We start from the raw sequence: 11,940 nt of genomic DNA, 5'->3' as shown, positions 1-11,940 counted from the left end.
GTATCAAAGGTTACAACCATTGTTTGTAACCTTTGTTATTTTTATAAAAAATTTAGAAATTATGAATATCAAACAATTTGAATACAAACCACTCGCGCATTATTCCTATGCTATTGTAAGCAATGGAAAAATGGCGGTAATAGACCCAGAGCGCAATCCCGAACAGTATTATGATTTTGCGAAAGCGAACAATGCCGAAATTGTGGCAGTAATCGAAACACACCCGCACGCAGATTTTGTGAGCTCGCATCTTGAAATTCACAAAAAAACAGGTGCCACCATTTATAATAGTGAAAAATTGGGTGCTGATTATCCGCACAATCCTTTTGATGAAGGCGATAGCATCCAGTTGGGAAATGTCACCCTTAAAGCAATCAACACCCCAGGCCACTCGCCCGACAGTATTACCATTGTGGCTACCGAAGGAAATGAAACGGCACTTTTTACTGGTGACACCTTGTTTATTGGCGATGTTGGCCGCCCCGATTTACGTGAAAAGGCAGGAAATATGAAAGCCAAGCGTGAAGAATTGGCTGAAATGATGTATGAAACTATTACTACGAAGTTCAACGATTTGCCAGACGATGCTTTGGTTTATCCAGCCCACGGAGCCGGTTCACTCTGCGGAAAGAATTTAAGTGAAGCCAATAGCAGCACACTCGGAAACGAACGTATGGGCAATTGGGCGTTCAAAAAGCAATCCAAGCAGGAATTTATGAATACCATTCTTGACGGGCAACCCTTTATTCCACATTATTTCGGTTTTGATGTGGACACGAACAAAGCCGGAGCTGATGATTTAAAACCATCCATTGAAAAAATCCCTTTTACTGAAAATTCCAAAGCGGAAGGTTTAATTGTAGATATGCGGGATGAGGCAACCTTTAAAAAAGGGCATTTAAAAGGAAGTTTTAACATACAAGCCGTTTCTGAAAATGCAAAATTTGAAACTTGGTTGGGTTCCATTATAAAACCGGAAGAAACATTCACACTTGTTATTGACAGCAAAGAAAACAAAGACAAAATGTTGCACCGTGTGGCAAAAATCGGTTACGAAAAATTGCTAAACAAAGTCATTACACTTTCTGATGAAAATCTGGTTAAAACGGAAACATTGGATTTGGAAGATTTCAAAAAAAATACTGACAACTACACCATTGTTGACATTCGCAACACAAGCGAAGTGGAAGAAGGCAAATTCTTTGATAGTGCTATTTCACATCCGCTGAATGAACTTCGGGACACAGCAAATGAAATCCCGACGGACAAACCTATCGTAGTGCATTGCGCTGGTGGTTATAGGAGCGCCGCTGGAAGTAGTATTCTTCAGAAAAAATTGAATGGTGTGACGGTTTATGATTTGAGTGATGATATAGAACATTTTAAAAATTGAATGTACCGAAGTCAAGTAAGGACTATCTTTTTGTAGGCATCCAGTTATTGCTTTTTGCCGCCTACATATTAAAGATACGCCTTGTACCAATGAATCTACCCGAATGGTTACGCTATTCGGGTTTGGTCATTGTAGGGTTGGGTGTGGTTTTGGGTTTGGTAGCCTTGCTACAAATCAACACGAAGCTTTCCCCATTTCCCACACCAGTAGCAAACAGTACATTGATTACCAATGGTGCTTTCGCAATCGCAAGACATCCCATATATACGGCATTGATTTCCTCTGGTCTGGGTTACGCGCTATATCGCGAATCATTGTATAAAATGTTGATTGTATTATTGTTGAGCATCCTGTTCTATTTTAAATCGAAATATGAAGAGCAGTTGCTTTTACAAAAATTTCCTTCTTATCAGAATTATAAAAAACGGACGAGAAGGTTTATTTAACCATTCAAAATAAGATGCCAAAACAGTTCCAAACATACAAAATCACCACACTTACAGGGCTTGCCCTGGTGGTGGCCAATATGATTGGGACAGGTGCATTTACCAGTTTGGGCTTTCAACTGAAAGACTTAAGTAATCCTACCTTAATATTGATGCTTTGGGTATTGGGTGGTGTGATTGCATTATCTGGTGCGTTTAGCTATGCGGAAATTGGCACCCATATCACACGTTCGGGTGGCGAATATGCGTTTTTGACCAAGTTGTTTCATCCACTTATCGGGTATTTATCGGGTTGGATTTCAATTACCGTTGGTTTTGCCGCACCGATAGCCTTATCTGCAATGGCATTTGTGGCGTATTTTCCATTTTTTGAGTTGAACCCCAAATGGACCAGTATCGCAATCGTGGCAATCATCACATTTATCCATACCAGAAATTTAAAGGTAAGCTCAAAGTTTCAGAATGTCAGCACCTTCTTCAAAGTTGTTTTGATAATTACGCTCATCGGCATTGGCGTTTGGTTGGAACCAACTTTTGATAATTCAGGATTTTTAACTAATTCCGATTATTCAAATCTCATTTCACCTGCGTTTGCAGTTGCCCTTATTTATGTCAGTTATTCCTATTCGGGCTGGAATGCAGCCGCTTATATTACCGAAGAATTCAATAATCCCAAAAAGTCTTTGCCCATTGCATTAATAGGTGGTACCCTGTTGGTAACATTATTGTACACCTTCCTGCAATATGTTTTCCTAAAACACGTGCCCATCCCAGAATTGAAAGGGCAACTGGACGTAGGAACCATCGCAATGAACAAAATGCTCGGTACTGGTGTTGGAAAAGTATTTGGGCTGGCCATTTCATTGCTATTAGTGTCAGGTATAAGCGCAATGGTGTGGGTAGGTTCAAGGGTAACGTCTAGCATTGCGAAAGACCATACGTTTTGGAAGTATTTCAAAATTAAAAAGAACAACATTCCGCAAAGAGCCTTGTGGTTGCAATTTGCCATAAGTGCGCTGTTAATTCTAACAGGAACTTTTGAACAGATATTGATTTACTGCGGTATCCTGTTGACCATATCCTCTATGGCAACCGTTTTAGGGGTTTTCAAATTGAGATACCAGAATAGAAAGACACAAACAGGCAGCTATAAAAGTCCGCTATTTCCACTTTTTCAACTCATATTTATTACTTTATCCTTATGGATGATTGTCTATGCGTTTATGAACAGTCCGTTTGAAATAATAGTGGGTTTCGCTAATATCCTTTTGGGATTGGCAACCTATGTAATAAGCATTAAAATGAACAATAACTTAAAAACTAAATAAAATGAAAACAAAACATTTTTTACTTGCCACAAGCTTGCTATTGGCACTTTCAGCTTGTAAGGAACAGAACAAGAAGAGTGACAACCACGATGCCGAACAGACCACGGAACACGACGGAAATCACCATTCACACGACAGTACTAAAACGGCAAATGAGTATATGCACCGTTCGTCTACCGAAGACCTAATCAAACGTTTCGAGTCACCAGAGCGAGATGCTTACCAAAAGCCTGAACTCGTCCTTGAATATTTGGGTAATTTAGAAGGTAAAAAGATTATGGACATAGGTGCAGGTTCCGGATATTTTTCGGTAAAACTGGCTGAAAAAGGCGCTCAAGTCATCGCTGCTGATGTGGATGATGAATTCCAAGCAGCCCTGCAAAAACGCATTGAAGACAATAATCTTGAGAACATAGAGCTTCGTAAAATTCCTTATGACAGTCCAAATTTAGCCGATGGAGAAGTCGATATGGTCTTGATTGTAAATACCTACCACCACATAGAAAACCGTAGCGAGTATTTTGCAAAAGTCAAACAAGGAATTAAACCTGAAGGCGAATTAGTAGTTATCGATTACTTTAAAAAGGAATTGCCTGTAGGACCGCCAGTCAATCATAAAATTAATTTGGAAACAGTAAAAAAAGAACTAAAAGAAGCAGGCTACACAGAGCTTGATGTCAATACCGATTTATTGCCGTATCAATTCATTGTCAGAGCAAAGTAATAGATGGAATATCCAGCAGATTTTTGGAACGAACGCTTCAGCAACGAAGAATATATTTATGGTACACAGCCAAATGATTTTTTTAAAGCACAGATTGATACATTAAAATCAGGCAGTATTCTGTTGCCTGCCGAAGGCGAAGGTCGCAATGCGGTATATGCCGCTTCCCAAGGCTGGGATGTAACTGCTTTTGATATTAGTGAAAATGGCAAAGAAAAAGCATTGGCTTTAGCCAAAGAAAGACAAGTTCACATCCACTATGAAATTTCAGATGTTTTGGAATTTCAGAGCGATGTAAAATTTGATGCCATCGGCTTGTGCTATGCCCATTTTCCGGCAGAAATACGCAACCAAGCGCATCTGCATTTGATGCAGTTTTTAAAACCGGGTGGTTTTGTTATTTTTGAAGCATTTGCAAAAGCACAATTGGGAAATGCTTCGGGTGGTCCAAAAAATGAAGAAATGTTATTTTCCATTGAGGAAATAAAAACGGAATTGTCACAACTCGACTTTAAATTATTAAAGGAGGAAGCCATTGAGCTTTCTGAAGGTAATCATCACAAGGGAAAAGCTGAAGTAATTCGATTTGTGGGAATAAAATAGGGATTATAACTTTTAAAAAGAAAACCGCATCGAGAACAAAATTCAATGCGGTTTTTTTGTTGGACAATATATTCACTTCAAATTTTTCAGAAATTCTTTGAATTCTTCATTATTGTAATCAGCCATTCCTTGATGTGTCAATGCAAGATTTCCATTTGCGTCAATAACATACGTTGTAGGCAAGGCATTTGAATCATACATATCAGGAATAGTACTGGCCGCAGAATATATGGGCAAATCATATTCTTTGCGCTTCACATACTCTTTAGCGGTTTCAAAATTGTTATCAAAAGAGAGCATTACAAATTCTACTTCGTTACCCATATTCCTGTACAATTTTTCAATACTTGGCATTTCGGCTACGCAAGGCGGGCACCAAGTTGCCCAGAAGTTTAAAAATATGACTTTTCCTTTGAACTTTTTGAGCGGTACAATCTTTCCATTCTTATCTATTAAATCCAGATTATAATCTGCTTTTGCTACAATTCTGTTTTCAACACTTGTGTTCTCGGCAATCTCTTCCACATCAGGGTTCATTAATCCGGTTGCCAAGAGCCCACGTTGTGCAAAACCAATGACCTCGGTATGTAGTCCGGTTGCATAAAGGAAAATTACCACCACAGCAAAAATGCCATACTGAATCCACGTTTTCTTTTTCTTATTGTCCATATTTTTTTTTATTGAAATTTATAATCGGTTTTGGGAACAGTTGAAAAGGAATATTCGCCAAGATATTCGCAATAGGCTCTTCCTTCTAATATTGGAGATACTGGCGAGTTTTCTTTTAAATATTCTTCCACTACCTCGTGAATGGTGTAATCCTTTACTTCAACATCTTTCACATTTGGCATCCTGCACAAATTATCAAGTGGGTCACCAGGTCGGACACAGGCAGAAATGGTGTAATATTCATCATCTTGCATTGGTTCGCCGTTTACGGTTATTGTGTTAATACGGTTACCTCTTTCATTTTGGCTATTAAAATTTACTTCCATACCCGAAAAACGCACCAGCCAACCGCCAAAACGTTCAGTAGGATTTTGTGCAAAGGCATTGTGCATTTCCTTTTCCAACCAATCTCTGATTTGCTTTCCGCTCGCCTTTCCGGTTTTCACCTTTTCGTTTACAGGAAGCAAATTCCAAAGATTGGCTCTTGTAATGGGTGCTGGTTTTCCATTTTCAGGAACGATGGGATTACCAAATCGAAAACCGTTTGAAATGGAAATATCTACACCTGTCTTCCAACGGGCTGCATCGGTAATCATATTGTCCATAGGGTTCTCTACTGTTAGGTAGCGATAGAGGGGTGTCTCGGTATATCCTATCACGGTTTCCAGATGATCTTTGTAGGGTGCTTTTTCCTTATCAACAAGTTTCTGTATTTCTTCATTGGCCGGAAAAACTTCTGGGTCAACATCAATGAGTTCATAATCATCATCTACCAATTTCCCATCCACAAAATTCAAGGTTAACTTACCTACAAAAGAACCGAATGCGCCAGGTTCGGTAACCTTTGCATATTTGCCTTGTATGGGTTTGCGCACACGTTCGTGGGTGTCGTTACCCAATATATAATCTGCGTGTTCTGATATAGAATTATTGGCAAGTTCAACTTGTTTGAAAATTCCAAGATGTGTTATTAAAAACAAAACATCTACTTTTTCTTTGACCTTAAAATCGTCAACCATTTTCTTGAGATTATCATCCAGCCCACTAAAGCCAATTCCTTTGCTAAAAATGGGGTTTTGTCTAATGGGCACATCTGGGTCGTTTATACCAATGAACCCTATACGTATTCCTTCGATTTCCTTAACCCAAGAGGCTGAAAATAAGGGTTCTTTATTGTCATCGTGATACATATTTTGGACAATGACCTGTGTGTTGTACCCTTTCATTACTTCCATCATCATATCTTTACCGTAAACCACTTCCCAGTTGCCGGGAATGATGACGTCATAGCCCATATTTTTGATGATATCAGTCATCACTTTTCCTTCAGATAATGCAGTATAACCACTACCTTGTATAAGGTCGCCACCATCTACAATAATAGTTCTATTTGGGTTTTTCACTCGTTCTTGGTCAAAAAGGGTTTTAATATTTGCAAGACCGCCACGGTTTTTAAATACTACCTTTTCATTTTCCCAAAATAATTCAGGATGGGTGTCTAATTGTCCGTGTATATCCGCTGTCTGTAATATCGTTATACTCAATGTGTCTTTAACTGATTCATTAGTTTCCACTGCATTCGATTTTTCTGTTTTACAAGAAACCATTCCGAAGATTATTCCCATTACTAAAAAAGCCTTTACAAGATATTTTTTAAATGATATCATAATCATAAACTTATACTTTTATACCCTATTTTCTGAAGCTGAAAGTTGTAAAGAATTCCGTTCTCAACAACCTCAATTTCTTTTGGGACTTTGGTTTTATCTACTTTGAATTTATTGAGTGAAAAGCCACAGGCAATTATTTTCACGCCAGCTTTTTCGGCTTTTGTGATAAAGTCATTTATTTTATCGGCATCAATAATCTCGCCTATTTCCTTGCCACAGATAATAACTTGAAAATCGCCGAAGGCATCGCCTTCTTCAGCCTTGAGAGATTCAGCCGTTAGAATTATAGGCTGTAGTTGAGGCACTTTTTTAGTCAATACCACATAATTGTTTTTGGTGTTGTCAATTTGTTGTGCTTGGATATTAGCTGTACTAAAAAGGGTCAACATTAAAATTACTGAACTAAAGATGTATGTTTTCATTTTGATTTGTTTTTATAATTTGGTAAAATGTGTTCGCCAAAAGGCTCGGTTCATTTTTGTTTATTTTAAAAGGTTACTGGTGTCATTCATTACAAAAAATATAAGTCCACCAAAAATTGCTACGTTTTTAAATAACGGACCAAGTGTGGTTATCTGGCCCACTTGAATAGTTAATGTGATAGGGATTAATACCGCCATCAATACAATGGCCGCCCATTTGGTTTTATAACCTATAAGGAAGAAAAAACCAGCTACAAGCATAGCAATTCCCGATAGAATTATAAGCCATTCAGGTTCGCCAAAAAAAAGCGCGATACCTTTAAAACTGGCCTGTTCTATACGTTGGGCGGTTTCTTTAATATTGATAAGGTGATTAAAACCCGCAACGAGAAATATACCGCTAACCAATACGCGCAATAGCTGAATGGAACGACGGCTTACTAAAATTTTTGTCGTCATTGTAAATATGTTTTAAGGGATTGAATTTTCCGGTGTCATTTTGTAATTTATTTGAATCAGCGAAATTTCTTTCGCACAAACATATAGCAATGAAGCACCGAAACCTATTTTGAAAAAGGTAATGGTATTTAAGCCAATCGAGGAGGAGGTGAATCGTTATCCAAGTAGCGATAACTTAAGTGGGAAGTGAAATGCTCGTTGAAAATTGCAATGGGCTTTGGGCTAACTATCTCCCAAGTGAACAACTCCAACTGAAATTGTGAAGTACAAAAACCACTTAAACTGATAAATTCTGAAGTTGTATTATCCCCTTCTGAAAATGATGAGGTGGACTTTAAATTTTTTGCGGAATTTTTCTTTTTGCAATGTGGTTTTACAAATGTGATATCGCTTCCACTGAATAAAATATTTAATCCATTGGCATCTATAGCAAGAAATTTTGCCATAAAGATGAAAGTGAGAAACACTGCTATGTGAGTTTTAGTTTTCACGATTGGAACAAAAATATAAGAAATGAAAGTTGCCCTTGGTAACCTTTGTTACTTATATCTATTTTATATAATTTGAATCGATATTATCCCCAATAAGGTTACTTATGTTACAAAGCTTGGAAACATATTTTTTTAAATTTGTAACAAAATATTAACATATTATGGATGTAGAAATTCTTGCCAGAATACAATTCGCATTTACCATCGCCTTTCACTACATCTATCCGCCTTTGAGTATTGGTCTTGGATTGATTATGGTTTTTATGGAAGGAATGTACCTGAAAACAGGCAATAAGCAATATGAGATTTTAACCCGTTTTTGGTTGAAAATATTCGCTATTACTTTTGGTATAGGCGTGGCTACTGGCATCATTATGGAATTCGAATTTGGCACGAATTGGTCTGTGTATTCTCGATATGTTGGCGATATCTTTGGAAGCGCGTTGGCTGCCGAAGGGTTGTTTGCTTTTGGTTTGGAAAGTGCCTTTTTAGGGATTCTATTATTTGGGTGGAACAGGGTTTCACCAAAAGTTCATTTCATTTCGACCATAGGGGTGTTTTTAGGCTCTATGTTTTCAGCGGTTTGGATTGTGGTGGCTAATAGTTGGCAACAAACGCCTGCAGGTTACCATATAGTAGGGGAAGGGTTTAACGCGCGAGCGGAAGTAACTGATTTTTGGGCAATGGTTTTTAATCCTTCCAGTGTAGATAGAATTATTCACGTTTGGCAAGGTGCTTTTTTGGCTGGTGCATTTTTAGTCTTGAGCGTTCACGCATATTACCTGCTTAAGGGAAGATATATTGAAATTTCAAAAAAGGCATTTAAAATCGCATTAGCTTTAGCAACAATTGTTTCTTTGACGCAATTACTTTCAGGGCATCGTTCTGCAGAAGTTGTTGCTGAACACCAACCTGCCAAACTGGCTGCAATGGAAGGTCACTATGAAGAGAGTGGTTCGGCGGATTTATATTTGTTTGGTTGGGTGAATGATAAAACCCAAGAGGTAACGGGTTTAAAGATTCCTGGCGGTTTATCCTTTATGATTGACCAAGATTTTGAAGCGCCCGTAACAGGATTAAATGCATTTCAAAAGGAAGACAGACCCGGACAGGTGAATGCAGTTTTCCAGTTTTATCATATTATGATAAGCATTGGAATGCTTTTAATAGCCCTTACATTATACGCCAGTTATTTATGGTGGAAAGGTGGACTGTTTGAGAAAAAGTGGCTACTTAAGATTTTTGCGTTTTCCGTGCTTTTACCGCAAATAGCAAATCAAGTGGGCTGGTTTACTGCGGAAATGGGAAGGCAGCCTTGGATTGTTTATGGACATTTAAGAACAGATGAAGGCTTTTCGCAGGAGGTGTCTTCAAATCAAATATTATTTTCATTGATATTGTTTTTGGTAGTTTATACCATACTTTTCCTATTATTTATCTATTCTGTCAACAAAAAGATAAAGCACGGGCCTTATGATGAAGCTAAAAATCCCGATGAATTTTTAAAATACGTATAAACGCATTGGTATGGAAACTTTTTTAGGTATAGATTATCCAACACTTTGGTTTTTAGTAGTGGGCTTGTTGTTTTCCGGCTATGCGATATTAGAAGGATTTGATTACGGTGCCGGAGCGTGGCATTTATTTTTCAGAAAAGACTTGAGCAGGCGTATTGCTATCAATGCAATTGGGCCACTGTGGGATGCCAATCAAGTGTGGTTGATTATTGGTGCCGGAGCATTATTTGCTGGGTTTCCTGTAATGTATGCCACAATGTTATCTTCAATGTATGTGCCTTTTATGCTCTTTTTAATGTTTTTGGTATTGCGTTCTTCAGCCATAAAATTTAGAAGCGCAGAGGAGATGAAGTGGTGGCGTAAGACGTGGGACATTGTTTATTTTATTTCAAACGTATCAATATCATTTTTGCTGGGGGTTGTTTTAGCAAATATTCTTCAAGGTATTGAAATAGGAGAGAACCATAGTTATAAGGGAGGATTGTTTTTTTCTTTCTTAAGCCCTTATGCCGTTATGGTAGGTTTAACAACATTAGCGCTTTTTATGACTCAAGGTGCTATTTTTCTATTATTAAAAACCGAAGGACGTTTGCACGCCAGATTAACTTTTTTACTGAAAAAAGGAATGATTTTTTTCATTGTAAGTTTTTCCGTGATGACCCTATATACATTGATTTTTGTGCAAGGCGTCACAGAAAAATTTAAAGAGCATCCAGAATATTTTGCACTTCCTATTCTAGCTTTTCTAGCCATAGCGAATGTCCCTAGATTGGTTTCAAAGAAAAAATACGGAAATGCTTTAATTTTTTCTTCATTGACTATGGCATTTCTTTTAATGCTGGTGGCATTTCAACTTTACCCAGTTTTATTGCCATCCACTATAAACCCTGATTACAGTGTCACAATTTACAACGCCGCATCCTCCCAAAAATCTTTGGGAATTATGTTGACGATTGTAGTGATTGGGTCTCCATTACTGGCAGGATATTTTCTATTTCTATACAAAACTTTTCACGGCAAGGTGAAATTAGATGATACGAGCTATTAATTAACGTATAAAAAAAACAGTATCCTCCGGACGCAAATAAGATTCTTGTTAATGTAACCTTTGTTACTGTAATGCTTTCGCGAAAGCACCATATTTGCAGAAAAATTAGTTAATATGAATTGGATATTTGAACCGTGGCCGTGGTATATTTCAGGCCCATTGATTGCATTGGTAATGTTCATTCTTCTTTTTGTTGGAAAACAATTTGGAATGTCTTCAAATTTAAGGACTGCTTGTGCAGCTGTAGGAGCTGGTAAAGCATCAGATTTTTTTAGGTTCGATTGGAAAGCCGAACGCTGGAATCTTATGGTGGTTCTAGGTGCGATGATTGGTGGTTTTATTGCCTCAAATTATTTAAGCGATAACACTGTAGAAATAAATCCTGAAACTGCAGAACAATTGGCAGTGGATTATGATATCACAAGTGCTGGTAGTGCGTACCTTCCTCCAGAGATATTTTCTATAGATGCATTGTCAAACCCATTAAATATTGGCATCCTTTTAATTGGTGGCTTATTGGTCGGTTTTGGAGCTCGTTATGCTGGCGGATGTACTTCTGGCCACGCCATTTCAGGTTTGAGCAATCTCCAGCTGCCCTCTCTTATTGCCGTCATAGGCTTTTTTATTGGAGGTTTAATAATGATACATTTTATTTATCCCTTAATTTTTTAGTATTATGAAATATTTTATATATCTGGTTATTGGAATATTCTTCGGAATTATAATGTTCAAATCGGAAGCTGCTTCGTGGTTTCGAATTTACGAGATGTTTCAGTTTGATAGTTTTCATATGTATGGTATTATTGGTTCTGCTTTGGTATTAGGAATTATTGGCGTCCAAATAATCAAAAGGAAAAATATGAAACCGCTGGACGGCAGTGAAATGAGTTTAAGCCCAAAGGACAGAGGCGTTGTTCGTTATCTGTTTGGCGGTATTATTTTCGGTTTGGGTTGGGCGCTCGCTGGAGCCTGCCCAGGCCCAATGTACGTTCTTGCTGGCGCTGGATTTTCTTTAATCCTACTTGTGATTTTTGGGGCGTTGCTCGGTACATTTCTTTATGGGATTCTAAAAGATAAACTTCCGCATTAAAACCTAAGGTCTGCGCGATTTTCCCCTAAATTTCCATTTCAGAATAACCCTCTTCATACGGATTTTTCGGGTATCTTTAC

General features: G+C 37.9%; 14 protein-coding genes. 9 read left to right on the top strand and 5 right to left on the bottom strand.

Translation table 11 applies throughout. The annotated features are described in order from the left end of the window. Nucleotides 1–61 precede the first annotated feature (61 nt). The 5 genes from KIV10_RS00960 to KIV10_RS00940 are packed head-to-tail and all read left to right on the top strand — an operon-like array spanning nucleotide 62 to nucleotide 4,494. Nucleotides 62–1,393 (top strand): MBL fold metallo-hydrolase, encoded by a 1,332-nt coding sequence (locus tag KIV10_RS00960; protein ID WP_214111616.1) that lies wholly within the window; start codon nucleotides 62–64, stop codon nucleotides 1,391–1,393. Further along, nucleotides 1,390–1,839, top strand: coding sequence for a methyltransferase family protein (locus tag KIV10_RS00955; RefSeq protein WP_214111615.1), 450 nt, complete (start codon nucleotides 1,390–1,392; stop codon nucleotides 1,837–1,839). The genes KIV10_RS00960 and KIV10_RS00955 overlap by 4 nt, the downstream gene beginning before the upstream one ends. A 14-nt stretch (nucleotides 1,840–1,853) precedes the next feature. Beyond that, nucleotides 1,854–3,167 (top strand): APC family permease, encoded by a 1,314-nt coding sequence (locus KIV10_RS00950; RefSeq protein WP_214111614.1) that lies wholly within the window; start codon nucleotides 1,854–1,856, stop codon nucleotides 3,165–3,167. A gap of 1 nt (nucleotide 3,168) precedes the next feature. Beyond that, on the top strand, nucleotides 3,169–3,891 hold the full coding sequence (locus tag KIV10_RS00945; protein ID WP_214111613.1) for a class I SAM-dependent methyltransferase: 723 nt from the start codon (nucleotides 3,169–3,171) through the stop codon (nucleotides 3,889–3,891). A 3-nt stretch (nucleotides 3,892–3,894) separates the two neighbouring features. Next, nucleotides 3,895–4,494, top strand: coding sequence for a class I SAM-dependent methyltransferase (locus tag KIV10_RS00940; protein ID WP_214111612.1), 600 nt, complete (start codon nucleotides 3,895–3,897; stop codon nucleotides 4,492–4,494). 72 nt (nucleotides 4,495–4,566) lie between these two features. Here KIV10_RS00940 and KIV10_RS00935 read toward each other — a convergent pair whose 3' ends face one another. From KIV10_RS00935 to KIV10_RS00915, 5 genes are all read right to left on the bottom strand, one after another. Further along, nucleotides 4,567–5,163, bottom strand: coding sequence for a TlpA family protein disulfide reductase (locus KIV10_RS00935; RefSeq protein ID WP_214111611.1), 597 nt, complete (start codon nucleotides 5,161–5,163; stop codon nucleotides 4,567–4,569). An 8-nt stretch (nucleotides 5,164–5,171) separates the two neighbouring features. Then, nucleotides 5,172–6,830, bottom strand: a complete 1,659-nt coding sequence (locus KIV10_RS00930) for a bifunctional metallophosphatase/5'-nucleotidase (RefSeq protein ID WP_214111610.1) — start codon at nucleotides 6,828–6,830, stop codon at nucleotides 5,172–5,174. 2 nt (nucleotides 6,831–6,832) lie between these two features. Continuing rightward, entirely contained in the window at nucleotides 6,833–7,255 is a 423-nt protein-coding gene (locus KIV10_RS00925; protein ID WP_214111609.1) for a sulfur reduction protein DsrE, read from the bottom strand. Between the two features lie 60 nt (nucleotides 7,256–7,315). Beyond that, nucleotides 7,316–7,714, bottom strand: a complete 399-nt coding sequence (locus KIV10_RS00920) for a DoxX family protein (RefSeq protein ID WP_214111608.1) — start codon at nucleotides 7,712–7,714, stop codon at nucleotides 7,316–7,318. Between the two features lie 128 nt (nucleotides 7,715–7,842). Then, on the bottom strand, nucleotides 7,843–8,160 hold the full coding sequence (locus KIV10_RS00915) for a hypothetical protein (RefSeq protein ID WP_246516148.1): 318 nt from the start codon (nucleotides 8,158–8,160) through the stop codon (nucleotides 7,843–7,845). 206 nt (nucleotides 8,161–8,366) lie between these two features. Between KIV10_RS00915 and KIV10_RS00910 the strand changes: the two genes are divergently transcribed. The 4 genes from KIV10_RS00910 (at nucleotide 8,367) to KIV10_RS00895 (ending at nucleotide 11,860) form a co-directional block, all read left to right on the top strand. Beyond that, nucleotides 8,367–9,722, top strand: coding sequence for a cytochrome ubiquinol oxidase subunit I (locus KIV10_RS00910; protein ID WP_214111607.1), 1,356 nt, complete (start codon nucleotides 8,367–8,369; stop codon nucleotides 9,720–9,722). A 10-nt stretch (nucleotides 9,723–9,732) separates the two neighbouring features. After that, nucleotides 9,733–10,770: a cytochrome d ubiquinol oxidase subunit II gene (gene cydB, locus KIV10_RS00905; protein WP_214111606.1), complete on the top strand. Its 1,038-nt coding sequence runs from the start codon at nucleotides 9,733–9,735 to the stop codon at nucleotides 10,768–10,770. Between the two features lie 114 nt (nucleotides 10,771–10,884). After that, nucleotides 10,885–11,442 (top strand): YeeE/YedE family protein, encoded by a 558-nt coding sequence (locus tag KIV10_RS00900; RefSeq protein ID WP_214111605.1) that lies wholly within the window; start codon nucleotides 10,885–10,887, stop codon nucleotides 11,440–11,442. Nucleotides 11,443–11,446: 4 nt separating this feature from the next. Beyond that, nucleotides 11,447–11,860: a DUF6691 family protein gene (locus KIV10_RS00895; protein WP_214111604.1), complete on the top strand. Its 414-nt coding sequence runs from the start codon at nucleotides 11,447–11,449 to the stop codon at nucleotides 11,858–11,860. The last annotated feature ends 80 nt before the right edge of the window (nucleotides 11,861–11,940 follow it).

Origin of the sequence: Aequorivita echinoideorum, assembly GCF_018476645.1 — a bacterium.
Lineage (GTDB): Bacteria > Bacteroidota > Bacteroidia > Flavobacteriales > Flavobacteriaceae > Aequorivita > Aequorivita echinoideorum.
Note: the sequence above shows the minus strand (reverse complement) of the source record. Positions and strands in the feature narration are given on the sequence as shown.